Genomic DNA, 23,050 nt, shown 5'->3' with positions numbered 1-23,050 from the left:
TTCCGGTTTATTTTTTGCTATCGCTTTGCAGCAAGCTTTCCAGCTCGCGCACCCGCGCCTCTATCCCAGATTGCAGATAAAAATCCTGCTCGGGCTGGCGCAGCGCGAGGTTAAATTGCTCCAGCGCTGCGTTGTATTCCTTCAGCCGGGCGTAATACTCACCCTGCATCTGATATTGCTGCATCAGCTTGCCTTGCTTGGCATACAGCCGCGCCCCGCGCTGATAAAACAGCGCATCGCTGGGATACATGCTGAGCTGGTCTTTCAGCTCGCTCTCGGCGCGGCTGAATTGGCCGGCATCAATCAGGGCATCCAGCAAGGCATATTGCAGCGCCTTGCTGGCCGGATAACGTGCGCTGGCGGCGCCAAGTACATTCAGCGCCTCGGCCGATTGCCCTTGGGCTAGGCGAATTTGCCCGGCCAGATATTCAAACATCGGGTGACTACGTTTGGGTGCAAAGCTATCGCGCGCCTGCTGCAGCGCGGCCCACGCGGGCTCGTATTGCCGCGCCAGAAAGTAGGCATAGGCCAAGCCATAGCGCTGCGCGGTTTCGCTGGCGTAGCGCTTCTCGGCGATGGTTTTCTGGAAATAGCTAATCGCTTCGCGCCCACCCAGCTGCATGGCGCGCACTTTTTCGCGCACAAATAAAAACTCGGGCGAATCGGGCACTTGCCGATATTTCAGCTCGCCCACGCGATTTTGCGCCTCGGAAATCCGTTTCATCGTGACCGGGTGCGTGCGCAGAAATTCAGGCGCATTGCTTTCCACAATCCGGTTATGGTTTTGCAGCCGCTCAAAAAACACCGCCATTGCGCGCGGATCATAGCCTGAGCGCTGCAGCGTCTGCATACCGAGGCGGTCGGCTTCCTGCTCAAACGAGTAGGTAAAATCCAGCTGCCGTTGCACGCTGGCGCCGGTGGTGGCAGCAATCGCCGCCGCCGCCGCATCGCCGCGCCCCATACTGCCGGCGATAATCGCGGCGGCAATACCGGCCAAGGTCAACCAAGGGCTACCCTTCATGCCCTCAATCATCCGCGCCAGATGGTTTTGCGAAACGTGGGCAATTTCGTGCGCCAACACGCTGGCGACTTCCGATTCATGCTGAGCCTGAATAATCAGACCGGTATGCACGCCAATAACCCCCCCCGGAATCGCAAAGGCATTCACTGACGAATCCAGAATCGGAAAAAACGTAAACTGGGTATCGCGCACTTCGGCCGCCTCGACCAGGCGATAACCCATGGTATTCAGAAAGGCCGCCACCTCGGGGTCATCCAGCAGCACGCCGCTGCGGCGAATTTCGCGCATGGCCATCTCGCCGATTTCCCGCTCCTGCTGCGGGCTTAAGCCTTGCTGCGACACATCACCCAAATCGGGCAAATTGGTGGCCAGGCTGACGCTGGGCCAGCACAAACTCAAACTCAGTACCAGCGCCAGACTGCGGCGCGCCCAGGTGGGCTTGGGATGGGACATGCAGCTCCTCCTAAATACCCAGGCTGGGTATGAGGCTCAACAATAGATTTAAACTAGCCAGTAGACAATTACCCCATAGCGGGCAATTTTACCAAGGCTTAAATAACACAACACGCGCCCCCACGGCCAACGCAACCAGCCAGCTAGCCCGCACAGAGCATCACCCAAAAGCGGCACCCACGACAGCAGCAGGCTGGCAGGCCCGAAACGCTGAGCCAAGGCCAGACTGCGCTGCAGCCAACGGTGCTTGGGCTGCGCCGGCAAACGGCGCCCCAGCCAGACGGTGAGCGCGCCCCCGGCACTATTGGCCACCGCAGCCACCAGCCAGGCCCAGACCCATAACTGCGGCTGGTAATGCAAAGCCGCGGCAAAGGCCAGCTCAGAATTACCTGGCAACAAGGTAGCCGAGGTAAACGCCGACAGGGCCAAAGCACCCAGCCAGCCCCATTCGGCCATTAACATGCGGCACGGACCAGCTTAAGCAAATGCAAAGGGTGCGCCAGCATGGGTGCTGATGGCGGCAGCCAGATCGGCGAAAAACTCACCCTCGCCACGGGTATTGCGCCACTGCCCATCCTGCCAGCGATAGTGATAGCCACCCGAGCGTGCGGCAATCCACAGCTCTTGATTCGGCGTATGGCGATTCACAATCACTTTGCTGCCATCTTCAAATTCCAGCTCCAGCACATTGCCAGCGCGCAGCGGATCGACATCAAAATCAACCGCGTCCAGCGCCGTTTCAATCTGGCTAAAAATCGCATCGCTGGCGCTTAGAAATTCAGATTCGGTCATCGCTTGGTTCCAACATGATAAACTGGCATTTTGCCATTGATTGCCCCGCCATGCGCAAACTGCTTGCCCTGCTGACTGTTGCCAGCTTCCTCGCCGCCTGTGGTTACAAAGGCCCCTTGTATCTACCCACCGCCACACCGGCCGCCAAAACCACCCCGGCGCCAGCCAAAACGACTCAGGCACCAGCCAAAGCCGCCAGCGCCGCCGTCAAGGCCAGCGCCGTGAGCACGCAATAAAGCCACTCACGCGCCACAGCGGCACCGCCGCCAATGTGCAGGCGATAAAAAAGCGGCCCTTGGCCGCTTTTTGTTTGCGCGTCGCTCAGAAGCGCTCAGGCAGCTTTTGCAAAATGATGATGCGTTTGTTTTCCAAGCGGATATAGCCACCGAACACCAGCTCTTTCAGGATCCTGGCGATCATTTCGCGCGACGAGCCCACTCGATCGGCAATCGCTTGCTGGGTGAGCGGCTGGCTCACCATTTCCACGCCGTCTTCGGTCACCAGCATCGATTCAAACAGCGCGCGCACGCGGCCATACACATCGAGCAAGGCCAGGTTTTTCATCGTGGTCGACAAATGGCGCACCATCGCCGCCAAGTTTTGAATCACCAGCTCTTTCACATGCGGCTCACGATCCAGCGCTTCGCGGAATTCTTGCTTGCTAAACATCAGGAAGACCGAGTCTTCTTCACATTGACATGACCAGCCGCGCGGCTCGTTGTCGATCAGCGAAATTTCGCCAATCGCATCACCCGGCTCAACCACCATAAAGACAAATTCTTTGCCCTGATTATCACTGGCAAAACAGCGTGCACGGCCATCGATCAGCACATACATCGATTCGGCCGGATCACCCTCGCGAAACACAAATGAGCCCTTGGGCATGGTGCGTTTCAGGCCAGTAGCCAGGATGTATTCCAGTTGCTCATCCGGAAAGCCTTGCAGCAGAGGGATGGTTTTTAAGATTTCCAGCATAACAATACCTATTAGTCAGGTTGGCTTGGGTTGTTAATCGCCCGTGCCGGCACTCAGGCCGGACTTAAAAGCGTTCGGGCAGTTTTTTCAAAATCAAAATACGGCGGCGGCCAGTCTCGACATAGCCACCGGCCACCAGTTCTTTCATCACCTTGGCAATCATTTCGCGCGAGGCGCCGACCCGGTCGGCCAGATCTTGCTGGGTAATTTGCCCCTCGATCAGATCCCCCTCGGGGGTATTGACCGCCAGCATTTCAAATACGCGGCGTATCCGGCCATACACGTCATTCAAGGCCAGATCGCTCACGGTTTTGGTCAGATGTTTAATCAGCCGGATCGAGCCCGCCAGCAGGGCGTCTTTGATTTGCGGATGCGTGGCCACAAAGTCGAGGAAATTACTGCGCGCGATCGATAAAAACACGCAATCGTCTTCGGCTTCGGCACAGACGGTGCGCACCTCATCGGTAAGCAGGCCGATCCCGCCAAACGACAGGCCTGGTTCGGCCACGCCATAAACATACTCGCGGCCAGAGTCATTACTATGAAAGAGCTTTAAACGCCCCTCAATCAGCACCAGCAAATGCTCAACCGGCTCGCCTTCGTAAAATACCGGCACGCCTTTGGCGTAATGCCGGCGAATCGCCAGCGCTTCTAATTCCAGCAATGATTCGCTCGGCAAGCCGGCAAATACATCTACTTTTTCCAGAATGGACGTCATGTCACCTCAATGGCCGGCTTTTTTCTCGGGTTTACTGCCTTTCTCGCTCGGAGCTGAAGCAGCTTCGCCAGCTTCACTGGCATTGTCGGCTTCGGCACCATGGCCTTCTTCCGGCGCCAGTTGCCCAGTTGTAACATCCGGCGGCGGGGGCACGATGTCGATTTTTTTCGCCTGCATGTATTCGTTCATTTCTTTCCAGCCGGCGAAAATATCGGCTTTGGGGATTTTGGCATTGCGTCGATAACAATCTTCCAGCGCGCGCCCACTGTGGCGACACGCCGCACCAATGGCCTTGCCATTGGCTTTCGGTTTGTTGATCAGCTCCATCACCTGATCGCATGCGGTCAGGGAGAGGGTGAGCGGCAACAGCACCAGCATTCGTTTAAGCGCCTGCACAAGCACACCTTTCGGCAATAAATCAAGGTAAATTGTAAGACAAAAAGCCCGTTAAGTCGCAACAACCTAACGGGCTTTGACCAATTACGACAGAATAAAACGTCAGACTTGCTGAATCCCCGCCAGCAACCAGCGTGGATCGCCCTGCATTGGGCGCACAAAATGCCAGATTTCTTTGAATGGCTCTGCCGGTGCATTCAGGCTTTCGCTCACGCGGCCGGCAAATTCCACACTGGCGATCATGCGGCCTTCTTCGCTCACCGCCTGCACCAATTGCAGATTCAGCTCTGGGAATTCGGCCAGATCACTGTTGTTGCCAATTTCATCTTTCAGCGCGGTAAAGAGCTCAGGCGTCAGATAGCGACGCATTTCTTCCAGCTGCTCGGGTGAATTGAGCGCCTGCATATGCAGAAAACTCGCGCGGGCTTGGCGCAGGAAAGCGGCCGCTTCCGTACCATCGGGCAAACGGGTAATCGGGGTGGCTGGCGCCGTGTACACACCACCGCCAATGCCTTGGCCAATACCCCAGCCGCCGCCACTAGCAGGTGGTTGTGCCTGATAGCTAGTTGGCTGGTAGTCGGTTTTCGCCGCTGGTGACGGATTACCGGCCGGGAAACCGGCGGGATTTAGCACAGGCGCGGCTTGGTAGGGGCTAGCTGCCGGAGCCAGCGGTTTGCGTCGACGCAGCAACCACACACCACCCGCGGTCAAACCGCCCAGCAGCAATAATGTGCCCCACGGGATACCGCTCTCGCCTTGTGCCGCGCCCGAAGCATTATTGCCCAGCATATAGCCGAGCAAACCGCCAACGGCTAGGCCACCCAAGACGCCACCCAGCATGCTGCCACTTTTCTTTTGCTGGTAAGCGGGTGCCGGCTGCTGTTGCGGCGCCTGATATGGCTGAGCCTGGCGTTGTGGCGCCGGTTGCGCTTGGCGCTGCATCCCGTTCGAACGGCCACCACCCAGACGCTTGGCTTCGGCCAGGTGCGAGGCAAATAGCGTGGTGCTCATCAAGACCACCATCAGGGTTTGGCGAAATTGGGCCATGGATTTTCCTATGTGAAAAAGGACAATGGGTAATCGTACTGCTGCATTAGTGGGGGCAAACGGGTAAAAGTTCAATCCCCCGCTTAGCGCACGTTCGCGCGGCAGCTAAAAATAAAGCCCGGGGTATAGGCCGCCGGGCTTTGTTTTTAATAGTCTAAGGGGCAATACACGCCAGGGTATTTAGACGGGGCGATGACCACGCTCAATCGTCACACCCACGCGGCCCACATCTTTCAAGATATTGAGCTTGGTGACCGACACGCGGATCCACGGCGCGCCAAAATCATGCAGCAAAATATGCGCGATATGCTCGGCCAGCGCCTCGATCAGTAAAAAGTGCTTTTCGGCCATCACCTGCCGCAAATGCGTCACCACCTGATCGTAATCGATGGTATCGACCAGATCATCGCTCACACAGGCCCGCGCCGAAGGCAGGCCGATTTCCAGATCCAGCTCGACCGTTTGCGACTGGGTGCGCTCCCAGTCATACCAGCCGATGACGGTTTCGGCGCGCACTTGCTGCAGATAAATGATGTCCATATCAGGGGCCTATCGCCGCACGCCGTTTGAGGGGGCGAACGGATTAGCTTAGAATCCAAAGCTCGTGATTGTAGTGGAATTCGGGATGAACCTCACCTTCGTATTATTCATTATCGCCGCCTATCTCTTGGGCTCGCTGTCCTTTGCGGTGATTGTTAGCCGGCTGATGGGTCTGGCCGATCCGCGCACCTATGGCTCCAACAACCCTGGAGCGACCAATGTCTTGCGCTCTGGCAACAAAAAAGCCGCCGCCCTCACCCTGCTGGGCGATGCACTCAAAGGTTGGGTTGCGGTCTTCATCGCACAAAAAATCGCCCCCCTCGCGGGCGTGCAGGGCGCGCAATTTGATGTCTTAATCGCCTTAGTAGCCGTGGCGGTCACCATCGGGCATATGTGGCCGATCTTTTTTAGTTTTAAAGGCGGCAAAGGCGTTGCCACCGCCGCCGGCATTTTGCTAGCCCTGAATTTGTGGCTAGGTCTGGCTACCTTGGGCATTTGGTTGTTTGTGGCCAAGGGGCTGAAAATCTCCTCGCTCTCCGCCATTGTGGCCGCAATCTGCGCGCCCCTGCTGTGCTGGTGGCTGCTGCCGGTGGAACCCTACCTGATGGCCGTTGCCGTCATCAGCGCCCTGCTCATCGTGCGCCACAAGCAAAACATCATCGGGCTAATCAACGGCAAAGAAGGCAAGATTGGCGAGAAAGCCAAATCCAGCGAAGGCTGATCGAATCAACCACACAATAAAAAACCGAGCTACGGCTCGGTTTTTTTGTTGCAAAGCTTATTAACGCATCAAGACTTGGACCCGCAAAGCGCTGCTCAGGCAAACACCTTAGCGCGCCTGTTTGGTGTGATCGCGCACAATACGGGCTTTCTCGCGCTGCCATTCGCGCTCTTTCTCGCTATTGCGCTTATCGTGCTGCTTTTTACCTTTAGCCACGCCGATTTCCAGTTTGAGATAGCCGCGGGTAAGGTGCATATTGATGGGCACAATGGTGTAACCGGCGCGCTCTACTTTCATGGCCAGCTTTTCAATTTCGCGGGCTTTGAGCAGCAATTTGCGCGTGCGCACGACATCCGGGTGAATATGGCTAGAGGCATTGAGCAGCGGGGAGATATGGCAACCAAACAAGTAGAAATCGCCCCCTTTATAAATCACATACGATTCTTTGAGCTGCACGCGGCCGGCCCGGATGGCTTTGACTTCCCAGCCTTCGAGCACCATACCGGCTTCGAGCCGTTCTTCAATAAAATAGTCGTGAAACGCCTTGCGATTGTCGGCGATGACCATGCCGTGTCATCCTGTACAGCAAAAGGAAACGATTCTAACACCGCAACAACTGACTGACCATGCAACGGATTTTCTGTCTTTACACCGGCGGCACCATCGGCTGCGCCCCGAGCCCAACCGGTCTAATACCCCAGAGCGGTATTCTTACCCAGCCCATCAGAGATCTTGCCCAGCAAACGATACCCGGCTGGACGATCGATTTTCATGAACTCAGCCCGCCGCTTGACTCCTCCAGCATGGGCCCGACCCACTGGCGCACAATCGCCGAAACCATTCAGGCACAGCGGCCACACTATCAGGCCATTATCATTTTGCATGGCACCGATACGCTGGCGTGGACCGCCGCGGCCTTGCACTGGCAACTCGGCCAATTGGAGATGCCGGTGATTATTACCGGCTCGCAATGCCCTTGGTTACAGCCTGGCAGCGATGCGCCAGCCAATGTGGCGCTGGCTTTGCGCGCCGCCACGCAAGGCGCACCGGGGGTACAGATCGCCTTTGGGGGCGAGATTTTGTCTGGCGTTGCCAGCAAAAAGCTCGACGCCGATGCCGACGCCGCCTTTGGTGCGCCCAATGCCCCGACTCAAGCCTGGGCAGGCGACGGCGCGCCGCAATGGGTTGATCCTAGCCTGCGCATCGTGGCCGTGAAACTCTATCCGGGGAGCGAAACCCTGCTGGCGCAGTGGCTGACTAGCCAACAGCTGGACGGGCTGGTGTTAGAAAGCTATGGCAGCGGCAATCTGCCCGCCTGCCAGGCGCTGCACGACGCCTTGCAACTATTGGCCAGCACCGGCTGCATTATCATCAATTGCACCCAGTGTATTGCCGGTGAAGTACGCCAGGGTTTGTATGCTACCGGCGATAGCTTGAATCAACTCGGGGCTTGGCCTGCCGGCCGGCGCAGCGCGGAGGCGGCAGTGACTTGGCTTTACACCCAGCTCGGCCGAGCCGAGCCGGCTATTTTGCAGCAGCGCTGGCAATCGGTAGCGCTGCTGTGATATAGTCGCGGCCTCACTGTTGCTGTCACGCAAGTGGCGGCGCTGTCGACGGCGGGTCTCCCCGCATAGCTAGAAGGTGAACCTGGTCAGGTCCGGAAGGAAGCAGCCACAGCTTTTGATGCTAGTGCCGGGGGTCGGGCTCGCCACCTCTCCCTTTTTATTCTGTTGCGATCATCTGCGTAGCGCCCATAGCGCCTGCATGTTCTCGGCCGAATCGCTGCCCAAAGCCCGACAACTAGGGTTTTCCCTGAGCCAGAGCGCGCCAAATATTGCGCCACATCAATACCCTAGCCAGCCAAAACACGCACTATACGTTACGCAAGCTGATGCTTCGTGTATCTCCAGTGGTCATTGACGCCGATCCCTCCGGGTCGGCGTTTTTTTTCGCCTTGTGTCTTGCCGCCCCTGCCTGCATAATCGCCGCAACTCATTTGGCGAACACGCAGCGCATATGAAATTCCTTTTCGACCTCTTCCCTATCCTGCTGTTTTTTGGCGCATATAGTTATACCGACGATATCTATCTCGCCACTGGCGTTACCATCGCCGCGACCTTTGCACAGGTGATTTACAGCTGGTTCCGCCACAAGCATGTAGACCAGATGCTGTGGATTAGCTTGGTGCTAATTACCGTCATGGGCGGCCTCACGATCATCTTCCACAACAAGCAATTTATTATGTGGAAACCCACCGTACTGTACTGGCTGTTTAGCGTGGTGCTGGTTGGGGCCTGGCATCTGCGGGAAAAAAACCTGATCGAAAAACTCATGGGCGGCGCCATGCAGCTGCCGCGCCCGATCTGGACCAAAACCATGTACGCGTGGGCGGTGTTTTTCCTCGCCATGGGCGCGCTGAATATTTATGTCTTCCACGCGTTCTCGGAAGCACTGTGGGTGAAATTCAAAGTCTTTGGCACCTTGGTGCTGACCTTGCTGTTCGTCGTGGCACAAAGCATGTACCTGTCCAAACACATGCTGCCTGAAGACAGCACGAATGAAACAAAAACTGAATAATCTTTAAGAGTATTGCCATGCCTTTGTATGCGATTATCGGTACCGACAAACCGGATTCTCTGGCTGACCGCCTGGCGGTGCGCCCTGCGCATTTGGCGCGAATTCAAGCTTTGGTCGATGCCGGCCGGCTGGTGTTGGCTGGCCCGTTTCCGGCGATTGATCATGTCGACCCGGGCCCGGCGGGCTTTACCGGTAGCCTGATCGTGGCAGAATTTACTGATTTGGCGGCCGCGCAGGCATGGGCCAGTGAAGATCCTTACAGCAAAGACGGGATTTTTACCGATGTGGTTGTAAAACCCTTCCGTCATGTTTTACCCTAAGCAGAGTCTGGTATCATGAGCCTGGCTGATGAAATCCGCCAACGGTTGTTACCGCTGCGCTATGAAAGCCTTGAGCTGTTTGACGATAGCGCAGCCCATGCCGGCCATGCCGGTGCAGCCGGCGGCGGTGGACACTATGAATTAACGATTGTATCGAGTGAGTTTATCGGTAAAAAAGCGCTGGAACGGCACCGTATGGTCTACCAGCCCTTATCTGATCTGATTCCCCATCGTATACATGCACTGAGTATCCGTGCGCTCACGCCGGATGAATTTTGATGTTGGCTATTTTTAACGAAGGAACACGCATGTTTAAAGCAAACCGTTTGGCGCTGGCCGTTGCTGCTGCCACCCTCTCTGCCGGTGTGATTGCGGCCCCAGGTACTGTGGCCACCGTCAATGGCGTCGCCATTCCACAAGCCAAATCTGATGCATTTGTGAAAGAACTGGCCCAACGCGGCCAAAAAGATTCACCAGAACTGCGCGCTAAAATCAAAGACGAGCTGGTGAAAAACGAAGTGGTTTACCAAGAAGCCATCAAAAAAGGTCTGGATAAAAGCCCAGAAGCCATGGCTCAGCTGGATATGCTGAAGCAACGCATCGTGATCGGCGCTTACATCAATCAATATGTGAAAGCCAACCCTATCACCGACGCGGATCTGAAAAAAGAATACGACAAGATCAAAGCCAACTTTGGCGGCAAAGAATACAAAGCCCGTCACATTCTGGTAGCGACCGAAGCTGAAGCCAATGCGATCGAAGCTGACCTGAAAAAAGGTAAAAAATTCGACGAGCTGGCAAAAGCTAAATCACTGGACAAAGGTTCAGGCGCGCAAGGCGGCGATCTGGGTTGGTCTAACCCAAGCGCTTACGTGAAAGAGTTTGGCGATGCACTGGCGAAACTGCCAAAAGGCAAAATCTCTGATCCGGTGAAAACTCAGTTCGGTTTCCACATCATCAAGCTGGATGACGTGCGCGAAGCCAAAGGCCCTTCTTTCGAAGAAGTGAAACCACAACTGGAACAGCAAGTTCAAGGTCAACGCATCCAGAAACTGGTTGACGACCTGGTAGCCAAAGCCAAAGTGACCGAATAATTCGGCATCTTGGCTCAATAAAAAACCGGATCAGCTGATCCGGTTTTTTATTATCGGCAGCGCGAGCAGCCAGACAGTGCTGGCCGCCACAGTACCGCTTATTTTTTCGCTGGTGCGCTGGCTTTTGGCGCAACGGTCGCTTTGGCGGCTTTTGCCTCAGCTGGCTTAGCCGTTGGCGCGGCTTTGGCATCGGCGGGTTTAGCCGTGGCTTTTGCATCCGCTTTGGCCGGTGCCGCAGCGGCGGCTTTGCCACCGACAGTCACTTCGCTTTTGATCTTGGCAAAAGTACCTTCTTTGATACCGGGTACTTTCATCACGTCTTCTGCAGATTTGAATGGGCCATTTTTGCTGCGGTAATCAATGATGTCTTTGGCTTTTTGCGGGCCAATACCATTGAGCGCTTCCAGCTGTTGCTGGGTGGCGGTATTCAAATCCACGGCGGCATACGCCGCGCAAGACAGAGAAATTGAAGCGATCACACCCAGCAGTAGTTTTTTAAACATCAGAATCCCCTTAAAATTATTGAATCAACACGTAATACCAATTACGTCTGGCTACTATAGCATTCCGGCCCCAGAACACCAGTGAGCGTCAGCTATTTTTAAGGAAAATGCATGTTATCTGCCGATCAAACGGTTCAGCATTACGAAAACTTTCCCGTCGGCTCTTGGCTCTTGCCACGGCGGTTCCGCCGCCCGGTCGCCGTGGTGTATCACGTGGCCCGCTACGCCGACGACCTGGCCGATGAGGGCGAAGCTAGCACCGCCGAGCGCTTGGCGGCGCTCGAGGCCTGCAGCGCAGAATTAGCGCGCATTGCCGCCGGCCAAGCCCCGCTCACCGCCCGTTTTCAGGCCCTAGCACCGGTGGTTGCGCAGTATCAGATTCCACTCAGCCTGTTTGAAGATCTGTTTTCGGCGTTTCGGCAGGATGTAGTGAAAACCCGCTATGCCGATTTTGGCGAAGTGATCGATTATTGCCGCCGCTCGGCCAACCCGGTGGGGCGGATTTTGCTGCATATTTTCGGCTTTCAGGATGCACGGATGCTGGCGCAATCGGATGGCATCTGCACCGCCTTGCAGCTGGTGAATTTCTGGCAGGATGTGGCGATTGATCTGCGCAAAGATCGCATTTATCTGCCGCAAGATGAGCTTGCGCGGTTTGGTGTGAGCGAAGCCATGCTGCAAGCCGGCCAGGCCACCCCCGAATTGAAACGCCTGCTGGCTTTTCAATGCGAGCGTATACGCAAAATGCTCGTTGCCGGCTCGCCACTGGGCCGCGCCCTACCCGGCCGCATCGGGCTGGAAATCCGCACTATCGTGCTGTCGGCCGATCGCGTTTTGCGCAAATTGAAGGCGGTGGATTACGACGTGTATACTGCCCGCCCAACCCTTGGCGGCCTTGATTGGCCGCTGATTCTGTATCAGGCCATCAAGGCCACCTGGTTTGTCACGCGCCCGAGCGCAGGATGTTCGCACTCATGAAAATCACCCAACAACAGCAGCGCGCCGTGCTGCGCCTCTTCACCGCCAGCAACTGGAAACAGCGCCTCAGCGCCATGCTGATTGTGGCCTTTGCCGTGATCGGCTGGGCCTGCCAGCGCCCGGCCGAGCCCGGCCAGCTGCAAGCCGGTATGCGCATCAGCGGTGAAGTGGTGGGGGTGGCAGATGGTGATACCGTTACCGTGCTCGATAGCGAGCGCCAGCAATACAAATTGCGGCTGGCCTATATCGACGCGCCAGAAAAAGCCATGCCGTACGGGCAGAAATCCAAACAGCATTTATCCGACCTGATTTACCGCAAAACCGTCAGCGTGCAGATTGATGATGTCGATCGCTATGGCCGTGGCGTCGCACGGATCGAATACCAAGGGCAAGACATCAATCAGCAGCAAGTGGCTGCGGGCCTAGCCTGGCATTACACCCGCTACGCCAAAACGCAAGCGCGCAGCGCCTATCAGGCGTACCAGGATGCCGAGCAACAGGCCCGCGCCCAGCGCAGCGGCTTGTGGCAAGACAGTAACCCCACCCCACCATGGGATTGGCGCAAAGCCAAGCGCGAGGCCAACTGATGTCAGCGCGCCGGGTACGGGCTGTGGTCTTGGTGATATTGCTATTGCTGGCCGCCGCAGCGGCGGCGCTGTTTGCCGTGCAGCAGGAAAAAGAGCGCGATGGCCACTGGCCGTGGCCATTGAATGGCGAAATCAATAATCGCAGCGCGCAAGCGGTGGTGGTGTGGGATGACGATCATGGTAATTACCAGATTCCAGCCCATAGCCAAAGCCGCCGCGACTGGGATGTGGATCATGCGCAAGAGCCCGCCAGCGGGCGCTGGTGCAAGCTGGGGCCACATGTCTTGGAAATAAATCCCGATGGCCGTTTTGCCAACTGCGAATGTTATTCACTGGCCAAGGGCCGGCCCTGCATCAAGTTTTAAAGCAGCCTCGGCGCGCTCCCTGTAACGGGTTAGCCACCATAGAAGTACTCACCACTGGTATAGCCAGAAAAGCCAATTCAATTAATCGCCTCAGGCGCATACCCCTCGCTCGCCTGCAATAGCTGCTGGGTATAGGCTTGCTGCGGCTGGGCAAATACCTGCGCCACGGGGCCACGCTCGACCACCACGCCGTCTTTAAGCACTAACACCTGATGCGCCAAGGCCTGCACCACCGCCAGATCATGCGTGATCAGGATATAACTCAAGCCGCGCCGCGCCTGCAGCGTAGCCAGCAGGCTCAGCACTTGCTGCTGCATGCTGGCATCCAGCGCCGAGGTGGGCTCGTCTAAGAGCAAAATCTGCGGCTCAACAATCAGCGCCCGCGCGAGCGCCAGCCGCTGGCGTTGCCCACCGGAAAACGCATGCGGATAACGCCCGAGAATATCCGTCGGCAGGCCCACTTCGGCCAACACCGCACACACCCGCTCCCGTCGCTCAGCGGCGCTGAGCGCAGGCGCATGCACCAGCAAGCCTTCTTCCACCAGCTCCAGTACCGTTTGCCGTGGCGATAAGGAGGCAAACGGGTCTTGAAACACCAGCTGCATGTGCCGGCGCGCGCGTGCCAGCGCCGCGCCGCGCAGCGCCGAGAACACCTGTGCGAAACAGCGCACTTCGCCGCTACTACGCCCGGCAGCTAATAAACGCAGCAATGCCAGCGCCAGCGTGGTTTTGCCACTGCCCGATTCGCCGACAATGGCAAGCGTTTCGCCTTGCGCCAGCGAGAAATCCAGCGGCTGCAATTGGGTTTGCAGCCGGCTTTGCCAAAACCAGCGCCCGGGGGCCGGATAAGCATGGCTTAAGCCCTGCACGGCCAGTTGCACCGGTGCGCCAGCTGCCACGGCCGTCGCCACCCGCTGCGGCCGGGCCGCCAACAGTTGCCGGGTATAGGCATGGCGCGGGGCTTGAAACAGTGTTTCGGTCGCGGCCAGCTCCACCAGCTGCCCCTGCTGCAGCACGGCTACCCGCTCAGCAAAGCGGCGCACTAGATGCAAATCATGCGAAATCAGCAAGACCGCCAGCCCGCGTTGCTGCTGCAATTGCGCCAGCAGCGCTAAAATCTGCGCCTGCACCGTGACATCCAGCGCGGTGGTTGGCTCATCGGCGATCAGTAAATCCGGCTCGCCCGCCAGCGCCATGGCAATCATCACCCGCTGGCGTTGGCCGCCCGAGAGCTGATGCGGGTAGCGCTGCAGCTTGGCCGCGTCGTGAATCCCCGTTTGCGCCAGCAGGCGCGCAGCTTCTTGCCAGGCTTGCGCGGCCGGCCAGCCGCGATGCAATTGCACCACTTCGGCAATTTGCTGCCCCACCCGTTGCAAGGGGTTGAGCGCGCTCATCGGCTCCTGAAAAATCATCGCAATGCGGCGGCCACGAATCTGCCGCCAATTCACGCCGGGCACGCCCAGCAAAGGCTGGCCTTCGAGCCGGATCTGGCCCTGACATTGCAAGCCGGCGTCCAGCTGCAAGAGCGCGCGGGCCAGCACACTTTTGCCCGAGCCCGACTCCCCCACCAGTGCCACTTTTTCGCCCCGCGCGATGCTGAGCGTAATCTCGCGCACCACCGGCGTGGCGTGGCCGGCAAATTGCAGGCTCAGCGCCTCGAGCGCCAGCAAGGGGGGCGTACTCATTCGGCCCCCTTGTCGCTCTCGACCTGATAAGGGGTATCGGGGTCGGCGATCACATAGCGATTGCGCCCACCGGTTTTGGCTTGATACATCACCGCATCGGCGCAAGCCAGCCAGCTGGCGGGCGAGCGCAAATGCGGAAACCACGGCGCTACGCCAATACTGCCCCCCAGCGGCAAGCGCTGACCCTGATACAGCACCGGCTCCGCTAGCGCCGCCAAGATTTTGTCGGCAATCAGCCCTTGCTCTGCCGCGCGGCTCACGCCCCGCACCACAATCACAAATTCATCCCCACCCAGGCGGCAGACCAGATCGCCACGGCGCACCAAGCCCCGAAAACGTTGCGCCACTTCAGTGAGCAGCGCATCGCCAGCGGCGTGGCCGTATTCATCGTTCACCGTTTTAAAGAAATCGAGGTCGATCAGATACACCACGCAATGGCGCGCGTCTTCGAGCGGGTTTTTTAAGCTGCGGCGCAGCTGATTAATCAGCTCTAGCCGATTGGCGAGCCCCGTGAGCGGGTCTTCAAAGGCGAGCTTGCGCATTTTTTGCTGGCGCTCGGCCATTTTTTCGCTGGTTTCAACCACGTGCTGGCGCATGTTGCGCAACCAGCGTTGCTGGCTTTGCCGGCGATGCAGCGAATTAAGCCCCAGCGCGGTAGCCAGCGCCACGCATAACAAGCCCAGCAATTGATTAAGGGTGCTGGCCGGCGCCAGCACGATCAGCAAGGTGGCCAGCCCCAGATTGCTCAGCACCGCCAGCGCGTAGGGCCGAAACCGCAGGCCCGACATCAGTAATAGCTGCGGCTGCAGCATAAATGGCAATACCAGCTCGGTGGGCAACCATGGTCGTGGGCTAGCCAGTACGGCGAGGGTGGCCAGCAGAGGCAACCACCCCACCGCCAGCCAATCAGCGCGAGGCTCCCAGCCGCTATCGGCCTGCTGCAAGGCCCACGCCGTGCGCCCCAAGCTAAGCGCAGCCAACGCCGGCAAGCTTAGTGCCAGCCACAGCGGGTAGCCACTGGCCGCCTGCAACAACATCGCCAGCAGGGCGAGGCACAGTAGGCTCAGCATCAGCCGCTGGCGCTGCTGGCGCAGATCGAGATTCAGCCGATCAGCCAGACGGCCATCGACCGGGGCGGTTTGTGAGTGGGGCATGGGCAGCTTTATCCGAAAGGCAGCGGCATCGCGCCAGCTGCTCAGCCAATTATCCCCAAACCCTGCCCCGCTCGCCAGCGCCAACCCCACACTGCCACGCAAAGCGAACACTGGTCAGCCCGCGGCTTTTGCCGTATGGTCGGGCCATGATTGAAAACGGCCCAACCATGACTGACTCTACCCTGCCCCCGTATGCCGAGCTCACCCCCGATGTGATTTTGAATGCCATCGATGGGCTGGGCCTGCGCACCAGCGGCCATTTACTGGCGCTCAATAGCTATGAAAACCGCGTTTACCAGCTGGGGCTGGACGAGCCTAGCCCGTGGGGCAACCATCTGGTGGCCAAGTTTTACCGCCCGGCGCGCTGGAGTCGCGCTCAGATCTTGGAAGAACACGCATTCAGCTTAGAGCTAGCAGGGTATGAGATCCCCGTCGTTGCCCCAATTGAGTTAGAAGGCAATACCCTGCATACGTATGCCGGGTTTCAATTTGCCCTGTTTCCCCGTCGGGGCGGCCGCGTTCCCGAGCTGGATCAAGCCGGTACGCGCGAATGGATCGGCCGCTTTTTAGGGCGGATTCATACCGTCGGCGCGCGCACGCCATTTGCCGCCCGCCCCAGCCTTGATCTGGCGAGCTTTGGTGAGGAGCCGCTGGCCTTTCTGGCCGATTGCCCGCTCTTACCGCTGGCGGTACGCGCCCATTATCTGCACGTGGCTGGCGAGGCCTTGGCCGCTGTAGCCGAGTGCTATGCCGCCGTGCCCGCGCTCACAACCCTGCGCCTGCACGGCGATTGCCATTTGAGCAATATTATGTGGACCGAAGCCGGCCCGCATTTTGTCGATCTGGATGACGCCCGCAGCGGGCCGGCGATTCAGGATTTGTGGATGCTACTCTCGGGCGAGCGGCATGAGCAGCAGGCCCAGTTGCTTGATCTGCTGGCGGGTTATGAGGAATTTGCCGATTTTGATTACCGCGAGCTGCGGTTGATTGAAGCGCTGCGCACGCTGCGCTTGCTGCATTACAGCGCCTGGCTGGCGCGCCGCTGGAGCGATCCGGCTTTTCCGGCTGCGTTTAGCTGGTTTGGCAGCGAGCACTACTGGCAAGAGCGCACGCAAGAGCTGCAACAGCAGTTGCTGGCAATGGCCGAGCCACCGCTGCTAGGCGGCGGCAACTGGTAAGCGGGCCGGTCCGTTGCAGTTCGCCAGACAAAGCGGTCTGGCGACAGAAAGCAAAAAACCCAGCACAAGGCTGGGTTTTTTTAATTCTGGTGGGGAGGGAAGGATTCGAACCTTCGAAGGCTAAGCCGCCGGAGTTACAGTCCGGACCCGTTGACCGCTTGGGTAACCTCCCCCGAGAGAAAGCGCATATTAGATGAGGCCAGTCAGCCCGTCAAGCCCGCTGGGCGATTTATTTCGCCCCACCCAGCAAACCCACCAAATGATCAAAGCGCTGATAGTAGGCTTTTTGCTTGGCCTCTTTGGCCGCTGGGCTTAAAGCCGTATCAAAATTGAGCCGGAATAAATCATGAAATAGCTGCAAGTCGGTCACTTGGCGCAGGCTGCGGTTGTCGGCTTTAACAAAGCCGGCCAACTGATCGGCATAGTACAAGCGCTGCCGCGCCTGTGCCGTATTGCCTTTGCGGCCGTAATCAAGGAAAAACTGGCTGATCGCCGCTTTGTCTTTGTTGCTCAAATCATTGCGCAGCACCAGCGGATCAAAGGCAAACGGCGGCGATTGCCACACGATGCGCATCTGGGCGAAATCGCGCGGGTATTTCTCTTTCAGCTGTTCCAGCTCAAAGGTATTGCTCACCGCCACATCGGCCTGGTTACGCGCCAGCGCTACAAAGGCGCCCTCCGCAGTAAATTGCTGATATTGCTTGAAAAACTGCTCAGGCAAGACATTGCGCTTAAAGAATAAATGGTAATGCGGAATCAGATATTCCGCGGTCGTTCCGGTTTTGCCGCCAGCGTAGCGCAGGGTTTTGGGCTGTTTAAGTAGGCTATCTGCATCAACAATGCCGCTGTTTTTGCGCACCAGCAGCAGGCTGCGGTATTCGTTCAGATTGCCAATCAGGCTCAGGCGCGCAAACACCTGGGCATTGGCGGTTTCGACTGCATCCAGCGCCAGCTTGTTATCCACGCGGGCCACCTGGATTTGCTTGTCTTTGAATTTGCGCAGCAGCTCGTCACGATCGCTGGTGACCACCCCGGTGACTTTCTGCCCGATGGCGGCGGCCATATCGTCCAGCACCGGCTGCCAGTCTTCCAGCGTTTGCTCGGCATTGCGCGACACCAAAATCCCGACCGTGATGTCGGCGTGGGCGGCGGGCAACCAGCTCGCCAAAAGCAGCATAAGGGCGATTGATCGGTGTAGCATGGCGCAGTCTTCCCACAAACATCACAGAGCGCGCATCATAAGTCGCTAATATGACCGTACCGTGACAAGTGCTCGGCGCGCAACGCATCCCTTAGCCATCAGGAGCTTTTTCATGCCGTATATTCAAGTGCGTTTAGCAGGCGAACTCAGCCGCGAACAAAAACAGCAAATCGTCGATGAAATGACCGCCACCATGGAACGGGTGGCCGGCAAACCGCGCGAATACGTGATTATCAATTTTGAAGAAACGCGAGAAGAAAACTGGGGCTGGGGCGGCCAGCTGCTGGATACGCTGGAATAAACGCCCAGCCCAGGCGAGCCAGCGCAAGCCGCCCCACAGAGAGGGGCGCAGCGGCAGCGTGCGGGGCGATACCGCCCGCACGCCCGCCGCTGGCTCGCTTGCTTTACTGAGCTTTTTTGCCGATTTGAATACTCATTTTCGGCGCCACCTCGTGCTGCAACACTTCGGCCAGCGCATTGGCCGCATCCGCGAGGGCCTTGGCCTCATCCCGGCTTGGGCTGGCCGAAAGCTGGCTGGCAGCCTGCTCGAGCCGGCTCAGCGGCGCCTCCACTTTGCGCCAGAGCTCGGCATCGTTGCGGCTGGTGACAAATTCTTCCAGCCCTACCGGATTGCCGCGCAATAAGCGCGCCAGCGCGCCCACATTGGCCTGCAGGCTGGCTACCGTTTGCCCACTGGCCGCATCCAGCCAGCCGTTGGCGTTAAAGCCGACTTTTTGACTGGCCAGCTCACGCGCGCCTTCGATCAGGCGATTGAGATATTGCGTCTGGTAAGTGCGCGGATAGCTCAAATCATATTGCACCCCGCGGCTGAGCCCCACCCAGGCGCGGCGCAGCGTTTCACCCTGATAGCTCACCACCTGACTTTGCCACAGCAAATACTGGCAAGCCGGCGCCGCACTCAGCCGGGCAATACTCTGCTGGGGTGTATCGGTGTAAATCAATGATTCAATAGCTTTGAAGCCCATACCCCAAGCAGGAAGTTTTTTCGCTTCATACGCCGCCTGACCATCCACCATCTGTGCCGCCGGCTGCAACTTGGTGAGGGTGAGGATTTCCGCCGGTGCGCGACTCGCACCTTCCATCAGCTGGCCCACTTCCGGGTCGGCACTGGGGCCAATCGGCGCGACTTCAATCGCCCGCCAAGCGAGCAAAGTGGCCACATATTGCGCTTGTAGCGCGCTAAACGCTGCGGGCTTATCCGCCGCACTGGCGGCACAGAAGCGCCGGGTCGCATCCGGCAAGCCGGCGGCCGCCGTCGCCAGCGCGTTTTGCGCTGGCAGCAAAATCTCGTTGAACTGATTGAGCATAAATTGCGCATTGCCCAGTGGCGGCTGCGCGGGCGTGGCCGCCGCCGCGTTGGCCACGGCACTGGCACTACTAGCGGCTTTGGCCGGGGCGCTGGCTTTTTTGGCCGCAAAACTAGCCGGTACGGTCAGCAGGGCCAGACTGAAACCCAGCACAAGCGGGCGTAAAGCATGTGACATCATTCGTCTCCTTGTTATGGCCTAACAGATACCACGTAGGCGGCCAAACGGGAAGTACGGGCTTGCTTTATATGCACTTTCCCGTAACATTGCCCGCCAATGTGTTAACTGGATAACAGCGTTATGACCTTCTATTTCCGCCCGGATTCCGTTCCTGAATTAGCTGGCCTCTCGGCCTGGGAGCAGCGCGTTTTGCTGCGCGGGACTTTCCTGCGTGAGCGCGCCATCTCGACGGTGATTTTGCTGCTGGTGGTATTGGCCAGCGTGCAGTTTGCCCTCAACCCGCTGATGGCGGCGCTGGCGCCGGGCCTGCGCAATGATTCGTGGTCGTACGCGGCGATTTTGGTGGTGTGGCTGCTGGCTTTGATGAAAGGTCGTGACATTATTTTGATGAATCTGCTGCGCCCGAAATTTGCCGCCAAACGCGCCGAGCAAAAAGCCGCCGAAATCGCCCGTCTGGAAGCCGAGCGCGCCCAGGGTGAAGCGGCCGAGCGTACTGAATAATCAGCGCCAATCAGCTAAAATGGCCCCTTTGCCGGGGCCACGACCCTCTTCTCTATTGGATTTTGCCATTATGCGCACCTCACACTTATTTCTCTCTACCCTGAAAGAAGCGCCTTCCGAGGCCGAACTGCTCTCGCACAAGCTGATGCTACGCGCGGGCCTGATCAAACGGCTGGGCTCGGGCCTGTATACCTGGATGCCACTGGGTCTGCGCGTCTTGCGCAAGGTAGAGAGCGTGGTGCGCGAAGAGATGAACAAAGCCGGCGCCCAAGAGCTACTGATGCCCGCCGTACAACCGGCCGAGTTGTGGCAAGAAACCGGCCGCTGGGATGTTTTCGGCCCGCAAATGCTGAAAATCACCGACCGCCACGAGCGTAATTTCTGTTTTGGCCCAACCCACGAAGAAGTCATCACCGACATCGCACGTTCGGAAATCAAAAGCTACAAACAGCTGCCGGTGAATTTCTACCAGGTGCAAACCAAATTCCGCGACGAAATCCGCCCACGTTTTGGCGTAATGCGCGCACGCGAATTTATGATGAAAGACGCGTATTCATTCCACGCGGATCTGGCTTCGCTGCAAGACACCTACAAAGTGATGTATGGCGCCTACTCCAACGTGTTTAGCCGCCTGGGCCTGCAGTTCCGCGCCGTAGCCGCCGATACCGGCGCGATTGGCGGTGATGGCTCGCATGAATTCCATGTCCTGGCCGATGCCGGCGAAGATTTGCTGGCTTACTGCCCGACTTCTGAGTTTGCTGCCAACGTGGAGCTGGCTGAAGCACTGCCACCCGCCGCCCCACGCGCGGCTGCCAGCGAAGCGCTGCGCGAAGTAGACACCCCGAAACAAACCGCCTGCGAAGACGTGGCCGCCCTGCTCGGCATTGGCATCGAGCGCACAGTGAAAGCCATTGCGCTGGTGACCACCGCCGGCGAGTTTGTGCTGGCCCTGCTGCGCGGCGACCATAACCTGAACGAAGTGAAAATCGGCAAAGTAGATGGCATGCTCGATTTCCGCTTCGCCACTGAAGAAGAAATCCGCAGCAATCTGAACTGCCCACCGGGCTTTATCGGCCCCGTTGGCATCAATGCGAACATTCGCGTGATTGCCGATCGCACCGTGGCCGCGATGAGCGACTTTGTCTGCGGCGCGAATAAGCCGAAATTCCACCTGGCCGGCGTGAACTTTGGTCGTGACCTGCCCGAGCCCGCCGTGGTGGCAGACATCCGCAATGTGGTAAACGGTGACGTTTGCCCCGATGGTAAAGGCGGCGTGCTGGAATTGTGCCGCGGGATTGAAGTCGGCCATATCTTCCAGCTGCGCACCAAATACTCGCAAGCCATGAAGGCCGAATTCCTGAACGAGCAAAACCAGCTCACGCCAATGGAAATGGGCTGCTATGGCATTGGCGTATCACGGATTGTGGGCGCCGCCATCGAGCAAAACCACGATGCGCGCGGCATTATCTGGCCACAAGCGATGGCACCATTTGCCGTAGCCATCGTAGCGGTGGGCTACCACAAATCAGACGCCGTCAAAGCCGCCGCCGAGCAGCTGTATGCTGACTTTAGCGCTGCCGGCATCGAAGTACTGCTGGATGATCGCAACGAGCGGCCGGGTTCGATGTTTGCCGATATGGAATTGATCGGTATTCCGCATCGCATTACCGTGGGTGACAAAGCACTGGCCAATGGTGAAGTCGAATACGTGGCCCGCCGCGCCGGTGAAATGCAAAAAATCGCTATCGGCGACGCACTAAGCTTTATCCAGCAGCAACTGGCCTAAGTGCCTGCTAGGGTATAACCTGCCAGGCCAATCATTGAAAGCCATCGCCAGCGATACCCCTAGCAAGCCTGAACAGCCCATACCCCGCGTATGGGCTGTTTGCATTCTGGCGCCAGATTGCCGTCTGGCTCACACTGGGCCGCGCAGCGATTGACCCTAGCGCCATCAGCCGCCACAATGGCGACAGTAATTTTGGTTGCAAATTCATGATGTTGAAGTTCGCTCTCCCCCTTAGCCTTTGCCTTGCCCTCCTCAGTGGCGCCGCCCATGCCGGCGCGCAGCGCGAGGAGTTTCTCTCGGATTCGGTAGCCACCAGCCTGCGCCGCAGCATTGCCGATCGCATCGAGCCACGCCTGATGTTTGCCAATAAAGCCGAAGGGGAAGCCTGGCTGGATGAGATGTCCGAGCGGCTAAAATCGCGCATTCCCGATGAATTTGTCCGCCGCAAATTACTCACCGCCATTCAATACGAAGCCACCCGCGCTGGGCTCGACCCGCAAATGGTGCTGGGGCTGATTCACATCGAAAGCCGCTTTAACCGCTACGCCATCAGCCCGGTGGGCGCACGCGGCCTGATGCAGGTGATGCCCTTCTGGCAACGCGCCATCGGCACGCCTGACCAAAGCCTTTTCGATATGAACACCAATCTGCGCTATGGCTGCACCATCTTGCGCCATTATCTGGATATCGAAAACGGCGATCTCTTCCGTGCGCTCGGCCGCTACAACGGCAGCCTCGGCCGGCCGGAATACCCCAATCTGGTTTACAACGCGTGGAAAGGCTATTACGACTGGGATAACCCGACTGGTCAGAAAGTCGCGCAGAAATAGCCCCCTAGGGTATGTAACTGCACTTCAATATTTGATTTATTCAGATGGCAATACCCCCATAGATTAGCTCAATGAAAAAACCGACCATGAGGTCGGTTTTTTTATATAGTTAGTGCCGTT

The 23,050-nt window shown here is 58.0% G+C and carries 29 protein-coding genes, 1 tRNA gene and 1 other RNA gene; 16 read left to right on the top strand and 15 right to left on the bottom strand.

Going from position 1 to position 23,050, the window contains the following annotated elements; genetic code table 11:
- Positions 1-7: 7 nt before the first annotated feature.
- The 3 genes from G482_RS0105095 to cyaY are packed head-to-tail and all read right to left on the bottom strand — an operon-like array spanning position 8 to position 2,266.
- Complete coding sequence (locus tag G482_RS0105095; RefSeq protein ID WP_034618982.1) at positions 8-1,474, bottom strand: M48 family metalloprotease; 1,467 nt, start codon at positions 1,472-1,474, stop codon at positions 8-10.
- 48 nt (positions 1,475-1,522) lie between these two features.
- A complete protein-coding gene (locus tag G482_RS0105090) occupies positions 1,523-1,936 on the bottom strand; it encodes a YqaA family protein (RefSeq protein WP_211227568.1) in 414 nt (137 codons plus the stop codon).
- Positions 1,937-1,951: 15 nt separating this feature from the next.
- Positions 1,952-2,266 carry an iron donor protein CyaY gene (gene cyaY, locus G482_RS0105085; RefSeq protein ID WP_028449128.1) on the bottom strand — a complete coding sequence of 105 codons (315 nt, stop codon included), beginning with the start codon at positions 2,264-2,266 and terminating at the stop codon, positions 1,952-1,954.
- Positions 2,267-2,316: 50 nt separating this feature from the next.
- Between cyaY and lptM the strand changes: the two genes are divergently transcribed.
- Entirely contained in the window at positions 2,317-2,502 is a 186-nt protein-coding gene (gene lptM, locus G482_RS17375) for an LPS translocon maturation chaperone LptM (RefSeq protein WP_156905349.1), read from the top strand.
- A gap of 85 nt (positions 2,503-2,587) precedes the next feature.
- Here lptM and G482_RS0105075 read toward each other — a convergent pair whose 3' ends face one another.
- From G482_RS0105075 to G482_RS0105055, 5 genes are all read right to left on the bottom strand, one after another.
- The gene (locus tag G482_RS0105075) at positions 2,588-3,241 is read right to left on the bottom strand and encodes a Crp/Fnr family transcriptional regulator (RefSeq protein ID WP_051258746.1); all 654 of its coding nucleotides are present in this window, start codon (positions 3,239-3,241) and stop codon (positions 2,588-2,590) included.
- Between the two features lie 64 nt (positions 3,242-3,305).
- On the bottom strand, positions 3,306-3,959 hold the full coding sequence (locus tag G482_RS0105070) for a Crp/Fnr family transcriptional regulator (protein WP_028449126.1): 654 nt from the start codon (positions 3,957-3,959) through the stop codon (positions 3,306-3,308).
- 6 nt (positions 3,960-3,965) lie between these two features.
- The gene (locus G482_RS0105065) at positions 3,966-4,337 is read right to left on the bottom strand and encodes a hypothetical protein (protein WP_051258745.1); all 372 of its coding nucleotides are present in this window, start codon (positions 4,335-4,337) and stop codon (positions 3,966-3,968) included.
- Between the two features lie 120 nt (positions 4,338-4,457).
- Positions 4,458-5,402, bottom strand: a complete 945-nt coding sequence (locus G482_RS0105060) for a Tim44 domain-containing protein (protein ID WP_028449124.1) — start codon at positions 5,400-5,402, stop codon at positions 4,458-4,460.
- A gap of 180 nt (positions 5,403-5,582) precedes the next feature.
- Positions 5,583-5,942: a dihydroneopterin aldolase gene (locus G482_RS0105055; protein WP_028449123.1), complete on the bottom strand. Its 360-nt coding sequence runs from the start codon at positions 5,940-5,942 to the stop codon at positions 5,583-5,585.
- Positions 5,943-6,027: 85 nt separating this feature from the next.
- Between G482_RS0105055 and plsY the strand changes: the two genes are divergently transcribed.
- Complete coding sequence (gene plsY / locus G482_RS0105050; RefSeq protein WP_028449122.1) at positions 6,028-6,663, top strand: glycerol-3-phosphate 1-O-acyltransferase PlsY; 636 nt, start codon at positions 6,028-6,030, stop codon at positions 6,661-6,663.
- A 108-nt stretch (positions 6,664-6,771) separates the two neighbouring features.
- On the opposite strand, the gene smpB is transcribed toward plsY, so the two are convergent.
- On the bottom strand, positions 6,772-7,230 hold the full coding sequence (gene smpB, locus G482_RS0105045; RefSeq protein ID WP_028449121.1) for an SsrA-binding protein SmpB: 459 nt from the start codon (positions 7,228-7,230) through the stop codon (positions 6,772-6,774).
- Positions 7,231-7,289: 59 nt separating this feature from the next.
- Between smpB and G482_RS0105040 the strand changes: the two genes are divergently transcribed.
- The 6 genes from G482_RS0105040 to G482_RS0105020 all read left to right on the top strand — a co-directional run bounded on the left by G482_RS0105040 (position 7,290) and on the right by G482_RS0105020 (position 10,654).
- Positions 7,290-8,228, top strand: a complete 939-nt coding sequence (locus G482_RS0105040; RefSeq protein ID WP_084414462.1) for an asparaginase domain-containing protein — start codon at positions 7,290-7,292, stop codon at positions 8,226-8,228.
- A gap of 50 nt (positions 8,229-8,278) precedes the next feature.
- Positions 8,279-8,376, top strand: an RNA gene (gene ffs, locus G482_RS20005) — signal recognition particle sRNA small type.
- 303 nt (positions 8,377-8,679) lie between these two features.
- A complete protein-coding gene (locus G482_RS0105035) occupies positions 8,680-9,240 on the top strand; it encodes a septation protein A (protein WP_028449119.1) in 561 nt (186 codons plus the stop codon).
- Between the two features lie 17 nt (positions 9,241-9,257).
- Positions 9,258-9,560 carry a YciI family protein gene (locus tag G482_RS0105030; RefSeq protein ID WP_028449118.1) on the top strand — a complete coding sequence of 101 codons (303 nt, stop codon included), beginning with the start codon at positions 9,258-9,260 and terminating at the stop codon, positions 9,558-9,560.
- Positions 9,561-9,575: 15 nt separating this feature from the next.
- Positions 9,576-9,839 carry a BolA family protein gene (locus tag G482_RS0105025; protein WP_028449117.1) on the top strand — a complete coding sequence of 88 codons (264 nt, stop codon included), beginning with the start codon at positions 9,576-9,578 and terminating at the stop codon, positions 9,837-9,839.
- Between the two features lie 29 nt (positions 9,840-9,868).
- Positions 9,869-10,654, top strand: coding sequence for a peptidyl-prolyl cis-trans isomerase (locus tag G482_RS0105020; protein ID WP_028449116.1), 786 nt, complete (start codon positions 9,869-9,871; stop codon positions 10,652-10,654).
- Between the two features lie 98 nt (positions 10,655-10,752).
- Here the strand turns inward: G482_RS0105020 and G482_RS17370 are convergent, their stop codons facing one another.
- Positions 10,753-11,157 (bottom strand): ComEA family DNA-binding protein, encoded by a 405-nt coding sequence (locus G482_RS17370; RefSeq protein ID WP_034618978.1) that lies wholly within the window; start codon positions 11,155-11,157, stop codon positions 10,753-10,755.
- A 111-nt stretch (positions 11,158-11,268) separates the two neighbouring features.
- Between G482_RS17370 and hpnC the strand changes: the two genes are divergently transcribed.
- Genes hpnC through G482_RS0105000 form a run of 3 tightly spaced genes read left to right on the top strand, consistent with a single transcriptional unit; the run spans position 11,269 to position 13,087 of the window.
- On the top strand, positions 11,269-12,135 hold the full coding sequence (hpnC, locus tag G482_RS17365) for a squalene synthase HpnC (protein ID WP_051258744.1): 867 nt from the start codon (positions 11,269-11,271) through the stop codon (positions 12,133-12,135).
- Positions 12,132-12,722: a thermonuclease family protein gene (locus G482_RS17360; RefSeq protein ID WP_034618975.1), complete on the top strand. Its 591-nt coding sequence runs from the start codon at positions 12,132-12,134 to the stop codon at positions 12,720-12,722. The genes hpnC and G482_RS17360 overlap by 4 nt, the downstream gene beginning before the upstream one ends.
- Positions 12,722-13,087, top strand: a complete 366-nt coding sequence (locus G482_RS0105000) for a hypothetical protein (protein ID WP_028449114.1) — start codon at positions 12,722-12,724, stop codon at positions 13,085-13,087. Before G482_RS17360 ends, G482_RS0105000 begins: the two co-directional genes overlap by 1 nt.
- Positions 13,088-13,164: 77 nt before the next feature.
- On the opposite strand, the gene G482_RS0104995 is transcribed toward G482_RS0105000, so the two are convergent.
- Positions 13,165-14,772, bottom strand: coding sequence for a dipeptide ABC transporter ATP-binding protein (locus tag G482_RS0104995; RefSeq protein WP_028449113.1), 1,608 nt, complete (start codon positions 14,770-14,772; stop codon positions 13,165-13,167).
- Complete coding sequence (locus tag G482_RS0104990; RefSeq protein WP_028449112.1) at positions 14,769-15,926, bottom strand: GGDEF domain-containing protein; 1,158 nt, start codon at positions 15,924-15,926, stop codon at positions 14,769-14,771. Before G482_RS0104990 ends, G482_RS0104995 begins: the two co-directional genes overlap by 4 nt.
- Positions 15,927-16,093: 167 nt before the next feature.
- Between G482_RS0104990 and G482_RS0104980 the strand changes: the two genes are divergently transcribed.
- On the top strand, positions 16,094-17,104 hold the full coding sequence (locus G482_RS0104980; protein ID WP_028449111.1) for a serine/threonine protein kinase: 1,011 nt from the start codon (positions 16,094-16,096) through the stop codon (positions 17,102-17,104).
- Positions 17,105-17,191: 87 nt separating this feature from the next.
- Here G482_RS0104980 and G482_RS0104975 read toward each other — a convergent pair.
- Both G482_RS0104975 and phnD read right to left on the bottom strand, forming a co-directional pair.
- Positions 17,192-17,277, bottom strand: a tRNA-Tyr gene (locus G482_RS0104975).
- Between the two features lie 56 nt (positions 17,278-17,333).
- Entirely contained in the window at positions 17,334-18,305 is a 972-nt protein-coding gene (phnD, locus tag G482_RS0104970) for a phosphate/phosphite/phosphonate ABC transporter substrate-binding protein (RefSeq protein ID WP_084414461.1), read from the bottom strand.
- Between the two features lie 112 nt (positions 18,306-18,417).
- Between phnD and G482_RS0104965 the strand changes: the two genes are divergently transcribed.
- Positions 18,418-18,606 (top strand): tautomerase family protein, encoded by a 189-nt coding sequence (locus tag G482_RS0104965; RefSeq protein ID WP_028449109.1) that lies wholly within the window; start codon positions 18,418-18,420, stop codon positions 18,604-18,606.
- Positions 18,607-18,709: 103 nt separating this feature from the next.
- Here G482_RS0104965 and G482_RS0104960 read toward each other — a convergent pair whose 3' ends face one another.
- A complete protein-coding gene (locus G482_RS0104960; protein WP_034618970.1) occupies positions 18,710-19,810 on the bottom strand; it encodes an imelysin family protein in 1,101 nt (366 codons plus the stop codon).
- A 123-nt stretch (positions 19,811-19,933) separates the two neighbouring features.
- Here G482_RS0104960 and G482_RS0104955 point away from each other — a divergent pair, with 123 nt between their 5' ends.
- The 3 genes from G482_RS0104955 to G482_RS0104940 all read left to right on the top strand — a co-directional run bounded on the left by G482_RS0104955 (position 19,934) and on the right by G482_RS0104940 (position 22,930).
- Positions 19,934-20,314 carry a hypothetical protein gene (locus G482_RS0104955; RefSeq protein ID WP_028449107.1) on the top strand — a complete coding sequence of 127 codons (381 nt, stop codon included), beginning with the start codon at positions 19,934-19,936 and terminating at the stop codon, positions 20,312-20,314.
- Positions 20,315-20,384: 70 nt separating this feature from the next.
- Positions 20,385-22,100: a proline--tRNA ligase gene (locus G482_RS0104950; RefSeq protein WP_028449106.1), complete on the top strand. Its 1,716-nt coding sequence runs from the start codon at positions 20,385-20,387 to the stop codon at positions 22,098-22,100.
- 206 nt (positions 22,101-22,306) lie between these two features.
- A complete protein-coding gene (locus tag G482_RS0104940) occupies positions 22,307-22,930 on the top strand; it encodes a lytic transglycosylase domain-containing protein (RefSeq protein ID WP_034618968.1) in 624 nt (207 codons plus the stop codon).
- Positions 22,931-23,050: the final 120 nt, after the last annotated feature.

Origin of the sequence: Chitinibacter tainanensis DSM 15459 (genome assembly GCF_000429785.1) — a bacterium.
Classification (GTDB): domain Bacteria; phylum Pseudomonadota; class Gammaproteobacteria; order Burkholderiales; family Chitinibacteraceae; genus Chitinibacter; species Chitinibacter tainanensis.
The sequence above is the reverse complement of the archived record's forward strand: the minus strand, read 5'-3'. Positions and strand labels throughout refer to the sequence as shown.